Source organism: Oceanicola sp. D3, assembly GCF_006351965.1.
Lineage (GTDB): Bacteria > Pseudomonadota > Alphaproteobacteria > Rhodobacterales > Rhodobacteraceae > Vannielia.
Map to the genome: position 1 here is coordinate 1,510,307 of NZ_CP040932.1, position 15,590 is coordinate 1,525,896.

Genomic DNA, 15,590 nt, shown 5'->3' on the forward strand with positions numbered 1-15,590 from the left:
GACACAAAAGAGGGCCGCCTCGACCCCCTGTCAAGCCAGCGGAGCGGTGGGAACCCGGCAAAACTTTGCAATTTGTTAACGAATGCCCTATTTAAGTATCTTAAGGAAAAAGAAGACTATCGGCAGGTTCACGATGATCAGACACGTCCGTCTCGCTTGGGACGAATTTTTGCGCCCTATGCTGCAGCGCCCGCCGCGTTTGCAGGTTGCAGCGCTGTGCTATCGTCGGACCGAGGGCGAGAAAGAAGTTTTGCTCGTCACCAGCCGGGGCACGGGCCGCTGGATCATTCCCAAGGGCTGGCCGATGCGCGGCAAGGACTCTGCCGGGGCGGCGCTTCAGGAAGCCTGGGAAGAGGCCGGGGTGCGCAGCCGGAAGGTGTCCAAGAAGGCGATTGGCAGCTACACCTACGAAAAGACCCATGATGACGGCTGGGGCGTGCCGGTGGAAACGCTGGTTTACCCCGTTGCGGTGGAAGAACTGGCCGCGGATTTCCCCGAGGCCAGCGAGCGCAAGCGCATGTGGGTGAGCCCCGATGAGGCGGCCAATATGGTGCGGGAACCGGAATTGCAGGACATTTTGCGCGCGCTTTGACCCGCCTGGCCGGTTGACACCATGAGCGCCTGCGGGAAGAACACCCTCCAATGCAATTGGGGGAGAGAGGCCGACTGTGTCAGAATCCGACTATGACGCCAGCCATCTGGAAACGCTGGACCGTGACCTAGGCCGCATCTCCAACCTCGAGCTTGCCACGGGATACGTGGCGCGGCCGATGGTGGGCTATGGCATCGCCTTTGTCTTCGTGGTGCTTGCGGGCCTCGTGGCCGCGCTCATTTTCGGACAAACCACCAGCAGTTTCATCGTGATCATCGCCGCCGTCTTCGGGGCCTATATGGCGCTGAACATCGGTGCCAATGACGTGGCCAACAACATGGGCCCGGCGGTGGGGGCGAATGCGCTGACCATGGGCGGGGCGATTGCCATTGCCGCCGTGTTCGAGAGCGCGGGTGCGCTGATTGCGGGCGGCGATGTGGTGAGCACCATTGCCAAGGGGATCATCGCGCCCGATAGCATGGGCTCTGCCAACACCTTCGTTTGGGCGATGATGGCGGCGCTGCTCTCTTCCGCGCTTTGGGTGAACCTTGCCACATGGGTCGGCGCGCCGGTTTCGACCACCCACAGCGTTGTGGGCGGGGTGATGGGCGCGGGCATTGCCGCCGCGGGCTTTGCCGCCGTGAGCTGGGGCACCATGGGCGCGATTGCGGCGAGCTGGGTGATTTCGCCGGTGCTGGGCGGCATCATCGCTGCGGGCTTCCTGTGGTTCATCAAATCCAACATCATTTACGTCGATGACAAGATCGCCGCCGCGCGGCGCTGGGTGCCGGTGCTGGTGGGCATCATGGGCGGGGCCTTTGCCAGCTATATCGCGCTGAAGGGCATCAAGAAGCTGGTGAAGATCGACATGCTGACCGCACTGGGCGCGGGCGTTGCCGTGGCGGTGCTGATCTGGCTGGTGATGATCCCGGTGATCCGCCGCCAATCCGAAGGGCTGGAAAACCGCAACCGCTCGCTGAAGGTGCTCTTTGGCATTCCGCTCATCGTCTCTGCGGCGCTGCTCAGCTTTGCCCACGGGGCCAATGACGTGGCCAATGCGGTTGGCCCGCTGGCGGCGATTGTGCAGGCGCTGGGCACCGGGGATTTCACCCATGCGGTGGCCATTCCCTATTGGGTGATGGTGATCGGCGCGCTGGGCATCAGCTTTGGCCTCTTCCTCTTTGGCCCCAAGCTGATCCGGATGGTGGGCAGCCAGATCACCAAGCTGAACCCGATGCGGGCCTATTGCGTGGCGCTCTCGGCGGCCATCACGGTGATCGTGGCCAGCTGGCTGGGGCTGCCGGTGTCGTCGACCCATATCGCGGTGGGCGGGGTCTTTGGCGTGGGGTTCTTCCGCGAGTGGGATTATGAGCGGCGGCTGAGGCGGGCGCGCGGCTCGCTGCCCGACCGCCCGCTGCATGGCGCAGAAGAGCGCCGCCGCCGCAAGCTGGTGCGGCGCTCGCATTTCATGACGATCATAGCCGCGTGGATCATCACCGTCCCGGCCGCCGCCGTGCTTTCGGCGCTGCTGTTCTGGGGCATGGTGACGGTTGCTGGATAAGGAGAAAGAGATGACGTTGCAGGTTTACCTTTCGGGCGAAATCCACACCGGGTGGCGTGAAGAGATCATCGAGGGCTGCAAGGGGCTTGATGTGGCCTTCAGCGCCCCGGTCACCGACCACGCGGCGAGTGACGATTGCGGCGTGGCGATCCTCGGGGCGGAGGACAGTAAGTTTTGGCATGACCACAAGGGCGCCAAGCTGAACGCCATCCGCACGCGGCGCGGCATTGAGCAGGCCGATGTGGTGGTGGTGCGCTTTGGCGAGAAATACAAGCAGTGGAACGCGGCCTTTGACGCAGGCATGGCCGCCGCGCTGGGCAAGTCGCTTATCGTGATGCATGGCGCGGAGCATCAGCATGCCTTGAAAGAGGTGGATGCGGCAGCACTGGCGGTGGCGGAAACCTCGGAGCAGGTGGCGCAGATGTTGCGCTACGTGCTGGAAGGCGTGTTGCCGGGGTAGGGCGGGCATACGAGAGCGCGTTTCTCGGCCCAATGCTAGACGGACGGGGTGTCTGACGAAAAGTGGGCTAGCAAGTCAGGCCTTTCAGGTAACACTCGTGCCATTGCTCCGATCGCACTCCGGGCTATACCCAGCGTTTCTATTGCTTCCTCATTGGTGAGCAAGACCTCAGGATGCATTATTGGGTTTCTGTGGAGACGAGAAATTTGGGAAAGGGTTTCCCAAATTTTCTCTTCGCCGAGATTTTCCTCTTTTAAGGCGCGTGCGAAGTTTCCGATTGTTGCTGGCTTGGGTCGCTTCTTTTTGTCAGAAACGCAGTCCCAATATGCCCTGAGCGTTGACTCCAAGACACGGAACACATGGAACCCGCAAGCAGTTGGAAGGTCGAACGCTAAAGCCTTCCCAGCCTCTTGCATATCGTCCCAAACGTCCGGGACTTTCACGATGATCGACGTGGGGAAAAGTTGATGGCCAGCAGAACATAGAGTGTCCGTGTCATATCCTTCCTTGCGTTCAAGTAAGAATACGGGCGCGACGCCAAGCTCCGAACTAAGGATACTAAGGAGTGTCGATGCACTTCCTCGGAGGGACATGACGTCCGCCCGCTCCATTTCTTGATTGAGGTCTCTGACGTACTTTTCGTTGATATCGTCGAGTTTGGCCTTGAACTTGTTTGCTTCACCAACGGAGACCTTTAGGTAACTCGCATAGACGCTACCTTGGTACAAGTCATCAAGTTTCAGCCGGGCATTAATCACAGCCATTACAACGTCGAGCGTGCTGCTACTTTCCGGCATCGTTTTCAGATCTCGAATTGCAGACACACAATCTGTGACCCATTGCATTGTAATTCTGGGCATTGAGCCAAGCTCCGGTTTTTTCGATGTAGGCATCGTACTGTCGGGGCAAAGCCAAAGGAAGGCCAGGTTTCATGCCCGGCCTTCTGCGTTCTTTGAGCGGTACGTAGTGAAAGCGCACCCTATTTGGGTAGCCACTGCTGAATAGTGTGCAGAATGCCCACCCTACGGAGGTGGGAAGGCCGGGCGCAGGGCCCGGCCTTTGGTGTTTGGTGGTGGGCAGATTGCCCAGCCTACTTGGCGCGGTTCTCGATGAGGTCGTCGACCACCGAAGGATCGGCCAGTGTGGAGGTGTCTCCGAGGGTGCCAAAGTCGTTCTCGGCGATCTTGCGCAGGATGCGGCGCATGATCTTGCCGGAGCGGGTTTTGGGCAGGCCGGGGGCCCATTGGATCACATCGGGAGAGGCGATGGGGCCGATCTCGGTGCGGACCCAGGTGCGCAGCTCCTTTTTCAGGTCGTCCGATGGCTCTTCGCCGTTCATCAGGGTGACGTAGCAGTAGATGCCCTGACCCTTGATCTCATGCGGGTAGCCGACCACGGCGGCCTCGGCGACCTTGGCGTGGGCCACCAATGCGCTTTCGACCTCGGCGGTGCCCATCCGGTGACCGGAGACGTTGATGACGTCATCGACGCGGCCGGTGATCCAGTAGTCGCCATCCTCGTCGCGGCGGCAGCCGTCGCCGGAGAAGTAGTAGCCCTTGTAGTCGGAGAAATAGGTTTTCTCGAAGCGGTCATGGTCGCCCCAGACGGTGCGCATTTGGCCGGGCCAGCTATCCTTGATCGCCAGCACGCCTTCGGTGGGGCTTTCGTGGATCTCTTCGCCGGTGGTCGGCTCCAGCACGACGGGTTGCACCCCGAAGAAGGGTTTCATCGCCGCACCCGGCTTTGTGGCGTGGGCGCCGGGCAGGGGGGTCATCATGTGGCCGCCGGTTTCGGTTTGCCACCATGTGTCGACGATCGGGGTTTTGCCGCCGCCGACCACGTTGTGATACCAGTTCCAGGCCTCGGGGTTGATCGGCTCGCCGACGGTGCCGAGCACCTTGAGCGAGGAGAGGTCGGCGCCCTTCACGTAGTCGTCGCCCTGGCCCATCAGCGCGCGTAGGGCGGTGGGGGCGGTGTAGAACTGGGCAACCTTGTGCTTTTCGACCACCTGCCAGAAGCGGGAGGCGTTGGGGTAGGTCGGCACGCCTTCAAACATCAGCGTGGTCGCACCGTTGGCCAGCGGGCCGTAGACGATATAGGTGTGGCCGGTGACCCAGCCGACATCGGCGGTGCACCAATACACATCGCCCTCGTGGTAGTCGAAGCTGACCTCGTGGGTCAGGGCAGCGTAGGTGAGGTAGCCGCCGGTGGTGTGGACCACGCCCTTGGGTTTGCCGGTGCTCCCCGAGGTGTAGAGGATGAAGAGCGGATCTTCGGCGTTCATCGGGCGGGGCGGGCACTCGGGCGCGGCGGTTTCCATCAGCGCCTTCACGTCCACGTCGCGATCTTCGATCCATGTGGTCTGGTCGCCGGTGTGCTTGACGACAAGGCAGCGCACCTTGTCGGAGCAGTGCAGCAGGGCCGCATCGGTGTTGCTCTTCAGCGCGGTCACCCGGCCACCGCGGGGGGCGGTGTCGGCGGTGATAACGCATTTGGCGCCGCTGTCGTTGATCCGGTTGGCCAGCGCGTCGGGCGAGAAGCCGGCGAAGACGATGGAGTGGATCGCGCCGATGCGGGCACAGGCCAGCATGGCATAGGCGGCCTCGGGGATCATCGGCAGGTAGATCACAACCCGGTCGCCGCGCATGACGCCTTGCGAGAGCAGCACGTTGGCCATGCGGCAGACCTTTTCGTGCAGCTCGCGGTAGGTGATGTGCTGCGCGGGCGTCTCGGGGTCGTCGGGCTCGAAGATGATCGCCGTCTGGTCGGCGCGCTTTTCAAGGTGGCGGTCGATGCAGTTGGCGGCGACGTTGAGCACGCCGTCCTCATACCACTTGATCGACACGTCATCGGACTTGAAGGAGGTGTTCTTGATGGTTTCGGGGAAGGTGAACCAGTCGAGGCGCTTGGCCTGATCGCGCCAGAAGCCCTCCGGGTCATTCACCGATGCGGCGTACATCTCTTCGTACTTGGCGGCATCGACATTGGCATTGGCCGCAAACTCGGCGCTGGGCGGATAGGTTTTGGCTTCGGTCATCATGTCCTCCTCTGGACCGGGGCATCTGCTGCGCCGCGCGGTCCGGTCTTCCTCTGTGCAAAGTGGTAGGGGCGGCCCCGGAGAAGGGCCAGCCCCCGAAAGGTCGCACTCAGATGGCGAGATACTCGGCGCGCAGGCTCTCGTTCTCAAGCACTTCTGCGGCGGTGCCGTCAAATACGATTTTGCCGGTGTCGAGGATCACCGCCCTATCGGCCAGTTCAAGCGCGCGCACCGCGTTTTGCTCGACGATGATCGTGGTGATGCCCTGCTCCTTGATGATGCGCAGGGTCTTTTCGATCTCGTCGACGATCACCGGGGCGAGGCCCTCGTAGGGTTCGTCGAGCAGGAGCACCTTGATGTCACGCGAGAGGGCGCGGGCGATGGCGAGCATTTGCTGTTCGCCGCCCGAAAGGGTCACGCCCTCTTGGTTTTTGCGCTCGCCGAGGCGCGGGAACAACTCGTAGAGACGCGAGAGCGACCAGCCGATGGGCGGGGCGATCTGTGCCAGCTTGATGTTCTCTTCCACGGTCAGGCCGGGGATGATGCGGCGATCTTCGGGCACGAGGCCCATGCCGAGTTGGCTGGCCTCATGGGCGCGCTTCAGGTGAAGCGGCTCATGGTCGAGCCAGATTTCGCCGTGGGTCACCTGCGGATCATCCAACCGGGCGATGGCGCGCAGCGTGGAGGTTTTGCCCGCGCCGTTGCGACCCAGCAGCGCAAGGATCTCGCCTTCGTGGACGTTGAAGGAGATGCCCTGCACGATGTAGCTCTCGCCATAATAGGCCTCCAGATCCCAGACCGAAAAGAAGGCCGGGGCGGTGGCGGCGTGGTTGGCGTTTTTGGAAAAGTCGGGTTTGACGTTCATGTCTTTCTCCTCCGGCCTCAGCCGTGGCCTCCGAGATAGGCTTCCTGCACCTTGGGGTGGCCCTTGATGTTTTCGGGCGTGTCCTCGACCAGCGGGGTGCCCTGCGCCAGCACGGTGATGCGCTCGGCCAGCGAGAAGACCACGTGCATGTCATGCTCGATGATGGCGATGGTGATGTCGCGCTTTTCCTTGATCTCGCGCAGCAGGTCGATGGTGTTGTTGGTGTCGGCCCGCGCCATGCCCGCTGTTGGCTCGTCGAGCAGCAGCATCTTGGGCTCCTGCGCCAGACACATCGCCATTTCGAGCCGCCGCTTGTCGCCCCGCGAGAGCGAGGCGGCATGGACATCGGCCTTGTCGGCCATGTTCACGTCTTCAAGCATTGTCATGGCCATGTCGCGCATGTCGCGCTGGCTCAGCACCGATCCGATGGCATTGAGCCTGAAGGTGCCGTCACGCTTGGCGAAGCAGGGGATCATGGTGTTTTCGAACACCGTCAGATCGCCAAAGATCTCGGGGGTCTGAAACACCCGGGAAATGCCCATCTGGTTGATTTCATGCGGGGAGCGGCCCAGCACCGACTTGCCGTCGAAGCTGACCGAGCCGCTATCGGGGATCAGCTTGCCGACGAGGCAGTTGAGCAGGGTCGATTTGCCCGCGCCGTTGGGGCCGATGATGGCGTGGACGGTGTTTTCTTCCACGCTCAGGTTCACATCGCCCAGCGCCTGGAGACCGCCGAAGCGCTTGTTGACGCCTTTGACTTCGAGAATTCCCATGGGTCTCTCTCCTTATTCGCCGGGTTGCTGTTTTGCGGCTTCGGCCTCGGCACCCGAGGCCTTGGCCCCGCGGCGCCGGAACATCCGGCCAATCCGCTGCCCGCCCTCGACGAGGCCGCCGGGCAGGAAGATCACGACGAGCATGAAGAGGATGCCCAGCGTGAGGTGCCAGCCCTTGCCGACGAAGGGGTAGACGATGGAGACGAAGAAATCTTCCATCCCGTCCGGCATGAAGCCGAACCATGTGTGCAGGACGCTTTCGTTGATCTTCGAGAGGATGTTCTCGAAATACTTGATCATGCCGGCGCCCAGCACCGGCCCGATCAGCGTGCCAGCGCCGCCGAGGATGGTCATCAGCACCACCTCGCCCGAGGCGGTCCACTGCATCCGCTCGGCCCCGGCCAGTGGGTCCATCGCTGCCATCAGGCCACCGGCGAGGCCGGCATACATGCCGGAGATCACGAAGGCCGCCAGCGTGTAGGGCTTGGGGTTGAGGCCGGTGTAGTTCATCCGGGTCTGGTTGGACTTGATCGCCCGCAGCATCATGCCGAAGGGTGAGCGGAAGATGCGGATGGCGAGGTAGAAGGCCAGCAGCAGCATCACGGCGCAGAAGTAGTAGCCCGCCGAGAAGGTGAAGGTCCACGGGCCGACGGCCAGATCGTAGGCGGCGCGCATTTCCAGCCCGAAGAGGTTGGTCACCGGGATTGAGCCGTCAGCGGCCGCGGAGGAACCAAGGATGCGCGGATCGCTCAGGGTGAGCTGCAGGCCGGTTTCACCGTTGGTGATGGGCGTGAGCACCGAGTAGGCCAGCGCGAAAGACATCTGCGCGAAGGCCAGCGTGAGGATCGAGAAGTAGATCCCCGAGCGCCGCAGCGAGACGAAGCCGATCACGAGGGCGAAGAGGCCCGCAATGATGACCGACAGGATGATCGCCGGGATGATGTTCATCGACAGCAGCTTGAACATCCAGACCGCCGAGTAGCTGCCCACCCCGAGGAAGGCCGCGTGGCCGAAGGAGAGGTAGCCGGTGAGGCCGAAGAGGATGTTGAAGCCGATGGCGAAGATCCCGAAGATCACGAAACGCTGCATCAGGTCGGGGTAGCCCGCGTTGAACTGCGCCATCGCGCTGCCCGTCGGGAAGGGGTTGAGGATGAAGGGGGCCAGCATGGTGAGTGCGAGGACCACCAGCAGCAGGTTGGTATCTTTCTTGTTCAATCCGAGCATGTTCTTAGTCCTCCATCACGCCTTTGCGCCCCATTAGACCGCGCGGACGCGTCAGCAGGACGATGATGGCAACGAGGTAGATGATGATCTGGTTGATCCCGGGCAGGGTGGTGGTGGCCCAGGTGGTGGAGGCGAAGCTTTCGAGGATGCCGAGCAGGAAGCCGGCGAGAACGGCGCCGGGCAGGCTGCCCATTCCTCCGACAACGACCACGACGAAGCTGAGCACAAGGAAATCCATACCCATATGATAATTGGGCGCGTTGATCGGCCCGTACATCACCCCCGCGAGGCCCGCCACGGAGGCGGCGAGGCCGAACATGAAGGTAAAGCGCTTGTCGATGTCGATGCCCAGCAGCCCCACGGTTTCGCGGTCGGCCATGCCGGCGCGGACCACCATGCCGAAGGTGGTGAACTGGAGAAAGGCGAAGACGCCGGTGATGATCAGCGCAGCAAAGCAGAAGTAGACGATCCGCCAGACCGGGTAGACCACGCCGGGCAGCACCTGAGCGACGCCGGATAGGGCATCTGGCGCGGGGGTCTGGATCGGGTTGGCGCCGTAGTAATACTTGACGATCTCCTGAAGCACGATGGCGAGGCCGAAGGTCACAAGGATCTGGTCGGCGTGGGGGCGCTTGTAGAAGTGCTTGATCAGCCCGCGCTCCATCACGTAGCCCACGAAGAGCATGACCGGGATCGTCAGCAGGATCGCCAGCGGCACCGACCAGTCTATGATCGCGCCGCCGGTGGCTTCGCCGAACCAGTCATTGACGTAAGGAATGTCGGCCATTCTCTGGTTGCCCAGAAAGTCGACTTCGCCCGGCACCTCGACCTCATGGCTGAGCGAGAGCAGGCGCTGCAACGTGACGGCGCAGAAGGCCCCGATCATGAAGAGGGCACCATGCGCGAAGTTGACCACGCCGAGCGTGCCGAAGATGAGCGTCAGACCGAGGGCGATCAGCGCATAGGCGCTGCCCTTGTCGAGCCCGTTCAGGATTTGAAGTAGGATTGCGTCCATCGTCCCCACCTTGAGAGCGGCTTGTGTTTTAATGCGACCGTTCGCGCGGTGGCGTTGCCCCGCGCGTTTGGCCTCGACTGGTCCCTGTTTGGGAGGTCTCTAAGTTTCTAGGTCTTGCCGGGCTGTGCCCCGGGCCCCGTGGAGCGGGGGAGGTGGGAGGCGGCGCGTGGCCGCCCCCCGGTGGTGCGTGGCGCGATCAGGCGCCGTTGTTGCACTGGCCGAGATCGCCACCGGCGAACATCGGGTGATCGGGCTCGTAGTAGACCTGATCGACGGGCGTGACTTCGACAACTTCCAGCAGGTCGAACTCGGAGGTCGGGTTCTCTTTGCCTTTGGTGACGAGCACGTCCTTGAAGCACTGGTGGTCGGCGGAGCGATACAGCGTTTTGCCGTTGCCCAGACCGTCGAAGACGAGGCCCGAGTTGCTCTCGCTGTCGATCCCGTCGAGCGAAGAACCGTCGCCCTCGAGCGCGGCCACAACGGCGCAGGGCTCGAAGGTGCCGGCGCGTTCGACGGCGTCTGCATAGAGCAGGGTCTGCACGTAGCAGGTGTGCGCAGCCTGGCTCGGCGGGAAGCCGTATTTGGTGCCGAAGGACTTCACGAAGGCCTTGGTGCCCTCATCCTGCAGCGACCACTGCCAGTTGCACGAGCCGAGGATGCCCTTGATGTTTTCGCCCGCACCCTTGGCCATCAGCTCGGAGTAGAGCGGCACGACGATCTCGAACTGCTTGCCGTTGACCATCTTGTCACGCAGGCCGAACTGCACGGCGTTGGTGAGCGAGTTCACCATGTTGCCGCCGTAGTGATTGAGCACCAGCACATCGGCGCCGGAGTTCAGCACCGGGGCGATGTAGGAGGAGAAGTCGGTGGCCGCCAGCGGGGTCAGCACGTTTTCGACGGTTTCCCAGCCGAGGGCCTCGGTGGAGGCCTGGATCGACTCCTGCTGGGTCCAGCCCCAGGTGTAGTCGGCGGTCAGGTGATAGGCGCGGCGGTCGGAGCCGTACTCGTTCTTCAGCACCGGAGCCAGCGCGGCGCCGGACATGTAGGCATCGAAGAAGTGGCGGAAGCCGTTGGCCTTCTTGTCCTTGCCGGTGGTGTCGTTGGAGTGGGTCAGACCGGCCATGAAGATGACGCCAGCTTCCTGGCAGAGGCCCTGCACGGCCACGGCCACGCCCGAGGACGAACCGCCGGAGATCATCACCGCGCCGTCCTTCTCGATCATGGACTTGGCGGAGGCGCGGGCGGCGTCAGACTTGGTCTGGGTGTCGCCGGTGACGTAGGCCACCTTCTTGCCGAGGATGCCGTTGCCCTTCAGCGCCTTGGACGAGAAGGTGTTGAGCATGCCGCCGTCGCCTTCACCGTTCAGGTGTTCGACGGCCAGTTCGAAGGCGCGCAGCTCGTCGGCGCCCTCATCGGCGTAGGGGCCGGACTGGGGCACGTTGAAGCCGAGGGTGACGGTGTCGCCGGTGGGCTCGTTGACGTAGGCGTTGGCCCGGCTGGTAAACATGGTGGGCAGGGCGAGGCCCGCACCGGCAACGGCGCCGGTTTTCAGCACGCCACGGCGTGTGAACTTGGATGTCGACATGGAAGTCCTCCCGTTGAGTTTATGTGGGGCAAAGGGGCTCCTCCCCCGATATGCGCCACGGCCCATTTAAGGGCTGCCTCATTATCAGGGGTTTCGGGCAAAGGTGGCAACAAGCGCCTTGCCGTAAACGATTTTTCTGTAAAGATTTTGTCAGGCAGTGTAGCCAAGTTGTAAAGTTCTTGTCACGCAGATGCAGAATCGCGTTGAAAACACGGGAGAAATACCTTGGCCAAGAGCGTGCTCACCGGCAGCCGGATCCGCGCAAGGCGGGCCGATCTTGGGCTCAAGCAGAGCGAGCTGGCCGAACGGGTCGGAATTTCGCCCTCATACCTCAACCTGATCGAGCACAACCGGCGCAGAATCGGCGGCAAACTGCTTGTCAGCCTCGCCCGGGCGCTCGACACCGAGCCGGTAGCGCTATCAGAGGGCGCTGAAACGGCGCTGGTGGATGCGCTGCGCGAAGCAGCCGTGGAAGGCCCGCGCGAGGGGCTGGCGGCGCAGCCTGCGATGACAGCGGAAGAGCTGGACCGGGTGGAGGAGTTTGCGGGCCGCTTTCCCGGTTGGGCCGCGCTGCTGGCAGAAACCCGCGCCCGGGTGCGGGAGGCCGAGCGCAGCGTGGAGGCGCTCTCGGACCGGCTCAGCCATGACCCGCATCTCAGCGCCAGCCTGCACGAGATGCTCTCGTCGGTCACCGCGATCCGCTCGACGGCCGCGATCCTCGCCGACACGCCGGACCTCGACCGCGACTGGCTGAACCGCTTTCACCGCAACATCAATGACGACAGTGCCAGGCTCGCGGAAAGCGCCGAGGGGCTGGTGCGCTACCTTGATGACGGCGGCAGCGCTGATGCGGGCGCGGGCACGCCGCAGGAGGAGGTGGAAGGCTGGCTGGCGGGGCAGGGCTTTCACATCGAGGCGCTGGAAGTGGGCGGCGCGGGGCGCACCGAACGGCTGGTGCAGGAGGCGCATGCCGCCGGGCAGCTGAGGGGGGAGGCCTCGCAGGCGATGGCGACGGCGCAGCTGGAGCGCTACCGCGCCGATGCCGAGGCGATGCCGCTGGGCACCTTCGCCGAGGCGGCGCATGAGCTTGGCTATGATCCGGGGCCGCTGGCCGCCCGTTTTCAGCAGCCGGTGGAGGCCGTGCTGCGGCGGCTCGCCAGCCTGCCGCGCGACGGGCTGCCCGGCGAGATCGGGCTGGTGGGCTGCGATGGCTCGGGCACGCTCACCTTTCGCAAGCCGGTGTCGGGCTTTCCGATGCCGCGCTTCGGCGCAGCCTGTGCGCTCTGGCCGCTCTATGCCGCGCTCACCCGCCCCACGCTGCCGGTGCGGGCGGTGGTGGAGATGGCCGGGCGCAGCCCACGCAGGTTTACCGCCTTTGCAATCTGCCGCCCGGTGGGGGAGACCGCCTTCGGCGCGCCGCAGGTGTTTGAGGCGCATATGCTGCTGCTGGATGAGGGCTTTGGCGGCGCGCGGGAGGCGCAGCAGGTGCTGGAGCTGGGCACCTCCTGCCGGATTTGTCCGCGCGAGGCCTGCCCGGCGCGGCGGGAGCCCTCAATCATCGGGCGACAGGGGTAGGGCAAAAGAGAAGGGGCCGCACAGTTGCGCGGCCCCCCGGGGAGGGGGCGGGACATGTCCCGCCCGGAGTATGTGCCAGCCTCAGCCGATCAGCGCGCCGTCGTCGCGGGTGACCTGGATCACCGAGGAGCGCGGCAGGCCCTCGCCGGTGGGCCAGCTGCCGCCGGGGTGCTGGATGCCGACAAACATGGTGCGGCGGTCCGCCGACCAGCAGACGCCGGTGACTTCGGAGCCATTCGGGCCGGTCAGGAAGCGGGCGATTTCGCCGGTCACCGGATCACCAACCAGCATCTGGTTGTTGCCGTGGCCTTCGAACTCGCCTTCGTTGCTGTAGTCACCATCGGTCTGGATCCAGAGCAGGCCGTTGCTGTCAAACGCCATGCCGTCGGGCGAGTTGAACATGTTGCCCGGCGTCACGTTGTCGGACCCGCCATACTCGTTGTTCGGGTAGACCTCGGGGTTGCCCGCCATGACGTAGAGATCCCACTCGAAGGTATCGGCGGCGTGGTCGTCCTCGGAGGGACGCCAGCGGACGATCTGACCAAAGTTGTTGGTTTCGCGCGGGTTGGGGCCGTTGACCGGGGTTTCGTCGCCCCCGGCATTGGCTTTCACGCCGCGGTTCTTGTTGTTGGTCAGGCAGCAGTAGGCCTCAATGGCGTGGGGGTTCACGGCGATCCACTCGGGGCGGTCCATCGTGGTGGCCCCCACGGCGGAGGCACCCATGCGGGCGAAGATCAGCACTTCGGCCAGAGAGGCCATGCCGGTGCTCTCGGGCGTCAGCGCCAGCCACTCGCCGGTGCCATCGTCGTTGAACTTGGCGGCGTAGAGCGTGCCGTCATCCAGCAGGCCCTCGGTGGAGGCACCAGGCGCCCAGGTGCCGTTGGAGACGAACTTGTACATGTACTCGCCGCGCTCGTCGTCGCCCATATACACCACCACGCGGCCATCGGGGGCCACGGCGCAGGCGGCGTTCTCGTGCTTGAAGCGGCCAAGGCCGGTGTGCTTGACCGGGGTGCTTTCCGGGTCGGTCGGGTCGATCTCGACGATCCAGCCCACACGATGCGGCTCGTTGGGGTTTTTCGAGTAGTCGAAGCGCGCGTCGTGCTTGTGGTAGTCGTAGCCCCAGCCATCGGCGCCGATGCCGTAGCGGTCGTAGCCATCGGGGCGCGGCGCATCGGCATCGGTGGAGCCGAAGTAGCCGTTGAAGTTTTCTTCGCAGGTCAGGTAGGTGCCCCAAGGCGTGCGGCCCGAGCCGCAGTTGTTCATGGTGCCGAGGCTTTCGGTGCCGGTCGGGTCGGCCTCGGTTTTCATCAGGTCATGCCCGGCGGCGGGGCCGGCGATGGTCATGGGCGTGTTGTGGTGGATGCGGCGGTTGAAGGGGCTGTCGACCACGACCGAATAGCCATCGTCGCCCGGGGCCACTTCCATCACCGTCACGCCTTGCAGGTTTTGCAGCTTCAGCACGTCATCGGCGTTGGCCGGGGTGCCTTCCTGCTCGGCGGGGAGGTTTTCGTCACGGTTCACGTATTCGGAGTTCACCGCGATGATTTCGTGGCCTTCGAAGGAGAACAGCTCCATGCCGTCGGTGTTTTCGCCAAACACCCGGTCGGAGCCTTCAACGGCACCGCCACCGGCGTTCACGTCATAGCCCTCGGCGTCGGAAAAGAGCGGGTCGCCCCAGCTCACCAGCACCTTGGAGGTATAGCCCTCCGGCACATGCACCTCGTGGTCGGTGGCAATGTCGATGGGGGTGAAGGGGAAGCGGTTTTTCATCGCGTGGGCTTCGGCCAGCGCGGTGGTGCCTTTGAGCAGGCCGGTGCCCATGACAGCAGCGCCGGAGCCGAAGGCCAGCACGGAGCAAAGGAAGCCGCGGCGGGATACGGCGCGCTCGACCACGCGGTCAAAGTCGTTTTCTTCGGGGCGGGGGAAGTTGACCTCATCCCAATCGTCGAAGGAGAGGTTGTGTTTCTGGTCGGTCATCGCGTGGGGGCTCCCTGGCTGTGGTGTGACTTCGAGGCGCGGTTAAGCCTGCGCTCTCGCTCCGGGCCGGAGGTAACCGGGGCCGGAATCGGTTTTGTGACAGGGATGTTACGGGCAGATGACAAGCCCCCTGCCGCCGGGTTGTGTGGATACACGTTTTAGGCGAAAAAGCGCCAAGGGAGGCAGGCTATGGGAGAGTGGTGCTATTGCACCGCGCCAAATGAGATGGCCAGCCTTGCCGCCGCGATGGGTTTTGCGGATGCTGCTCGGAGCCGCAGGGGGCCGCCGGCCGCGCAACCGGGGGGCACATTGGGCGGTGTCGGGCCGGATTGTCTGAAGCGCCGCGCCTCCCGGGCGAGAGAAGTTATTTAATTTCTAATGGAGATACCGAAATGATTTATCTGTGTGAGCGCGAGATTGGATTTGACGACACCGAAATCGGATTCCCCTCGGTGCTGGGGTGTCGAGCCGTCGTGGCGGTAACGGCGGGTGGCCTGTTTGGCTTTCACCTCAACGGCAGCCTCAACGCGGGCAAGAAGGCGGCCCTTGTCGGGTTTATCAACGGCCACGCCCGAGGGGGCGCTCTGCGTGCGCTCTACGCGGCGTCTACAGGGCCCGGGCTTCTCGCGGATTACGCGGAGCTGCGCGATATCGCCAACGACCTCCACTATACCGGCCCGATCTATTGGGCGAGCCTGCCGCAAGCCGGGTCGTCCTACGTGAACTTCCACAACATCAACAACACGACCTGCGCGATCACGGCGCGCGCTTGGGATGATGCGGTTGATGCGGATGATGCCAACCGTGTCCCCAATGTCGTCGGTGCCAATCGTGCGATGGCCAACGGGGCCGCGAATGCGCGGGTTTACAACCATGTGGACCCTGCCGGGCTTAAAGCGGTTTATCCCAACGCGATCTAGCCG

The 15,590-nt window shown here is 63.7% G+C and carries 13 protein-coding genes; 5 read left to right on the top strand and 8 right to left on the bottom strand.

Annotated features, from left to right (window positions below; translation table 11 throughout):
* The first annotated feature begins 133 nt into the window (after nucleotides 1-133).
* The 3 genes from FHY55_RS07745 to FHY55_RS07755 all read left to right on the top strand — a co-directional run bounded on the left by FHY55_RS07745 (nucleotide 134) and on the right by FHY55_RS07755 (nucleotide 2,613).
* Complete coding sequence (locus FHY55_RS07745; RefSeq protein ID WP_140013638.1) at nucleotides 134-592, top strand: NUDIX hydrolase; 459 nt, start codon at nucleotides 134-136, stop codon at nucleotides 590-592.
* A gap of 76 nt (nucleotides 593-668) precedes the next feature.
* A complete protein-coding gene (locus tag FHY55_RS07750; protein ID WP_140013639.1) occupies nucleotides 669-2,153 on the top strand; it encodes an inorganic phosphate transporter in 1,485 nt (494 codons plus the stop codon).
* A 10-nt stretch (nucleotides 2,154-2,163) separates the two neighbouring features.
* Nucleotides 2,164-2,613: a YtoQ family protein gene (locus tag FHY55_RS07755; protein WP_140013640.1), complete on the top strand. Its 450-nt coding sequence runs from the start codon at nucleotides 2,164-2,166 to the stop codon at nucleotides 2,611-2,613.
* A gap of 35 nt (nucleotides 2,614-2,648) precedes the next feature.
* Here the strand turns inward: FHY55_RS07755 and FHY55_RS07760 are convergent, their stop codons facing one another.
* From FHY55_RS07760 to FHY55_RS07790, 7 genes are all read right to left on the bottom strand, one after another.
* Complete coding sequence (locus tag FHY55_RS07760; protein ID WP_140013641.1) at nucleotides 2,649-3,473, bottom strand: hypothetical protein; 825 nt, start codon at nucleotides 3,471-3,473, stop codon at nucleotides 2,649-2,651.
* Nucleotides 3,474-3,703: 230 nt separating this feature from the next.
* Complete coding sequence (gene acs, locus FHY55_RS07765) at nucleotides 3,704-5,650, bottom strand: acetate--CoA ligase (protein WP_140013642.1); 1,947 nt, start codon at nucleotides 5,648-5,650, stop codon at nucleotides 3,704-3,706.
* Between the two features lie 109 nt (nucleotides 5,651-5,759).
* Nucleotides 5,760-6,515, bottom strand: a complete 756-nt coding sequence (locus tag FHY55_RS07770; RefSeq protein WP_140013643.1) for an ABC transporter ATP-binding protein — start codon at nucleotides 6,513-6,515, stop codon at nucleotides 5,760-5,762.
* Nucleotides 6,516-6,532: 17 nt separating this feature from the next.
* Nucleotides 6,533-7,288, bottom strand: coding sequence for an ABC transporter ATP-binding protein (locus FHY55_RS07775; RefSeq protein WP_140013644.1), 756 nt, complete (start codon nucleotides 7,286-7,288; stop codon nucleotides 6,533-6,535).
* 12 nt (nucleotides 7,289-7,300) lie between these two features.
* Nucleotides 7,301-8,512 (bottom strand): branched-chain amino acid ABC transporter permease, encoded by a 1,212-nt coding sequence (locus FHY55_RS07780; protein ID WP_140013645.1) that lies wholly within the window; start codon nucleotides 8,510-8,512, stop codon nucleotides 7,301-7,303.
* Nucleotides 8,513-8,516: 4 nt separating this feature from the next.
* Nucleotides 8,517-9,527 carry a branched-chain amino acid ABC transporter permease gene (locus tag FHY55_RS07785; RefSeq protein ID WP_140013646.1) on the bottom strand — a complete coding sequence of 337 codons (1,011 nt, stop codon included), beginning with the start codon at nucleotides 9,525-9,527 and terminating at the stop codon, nucleotides 8,517-8,519.
* 196 nt (nucleotides 9,528-9,723) lie between these two features.
* The gene (locus FHY55_RS07790; RefSeq protein ID WP_140013647.1) at nucleotides 9,724-11,112 is read right to left on the bottom strand and encodes a substrate-binding protein; all 1,389 of its coding nucleotides are present in this window, start codon (nucleotides 11,110-11,112) and stop codon (nucleotides 9,724-9,726) included.
* 225 nt (nucleotides 11,113-11,337) lie between these two features.
* Between FHY55_RS07790 and FHY55_RS07795 the strand changes: the two genes are divergently transcribed.
* Nucleotides 11,338-12,687 (top strand): helix-turn-helix transcriptional regulator, encoded by a 1,350-nt coding sequence (locus FHY55_RS07795; protein WP_140013648.1) that lies wholly within the window; start codon nucleotides 11,338-11,340, stop codon nucleotides 12,685-12,687.
* An 81-nt stretch (nucleotides 12,688-12,768) separates the two neighbouring features.
* Here the strand turns inward: FHY55_RS07795 and FHY55_RS07800 are convergent, their stop codons facing one another.
* On the bottom strand, nucleotides 12,769-14,667 hold the full coding sequence (locus FHY55_RS07800; RefSeq protein WP_140013649.1) for a PhoX family phosphatase: 1,899 nt from the start codon (nucleotides 14,665-14,667) through the stop codon (nucleotides 12,769-12,771).
* Between the two features lie 392 nt (nucleotides 14,668-15,059).
* Between FHY55_RS07800 and FHY55_RS07805 the strand changes: the two genes are divergently transcribed.
* Nucleotides 15,060-15,587, top strand: coding sequence for a hypothetical protein (locus FHY55_RS07805; protein WP_140013650.1), 528 nt, complete (start codon nucleotides 15,060-15,062; stop codon nucleotides 15,585-15,587).
* Nucleotides 15,588-15,590 lie beyond the last annotated feature (3 nt).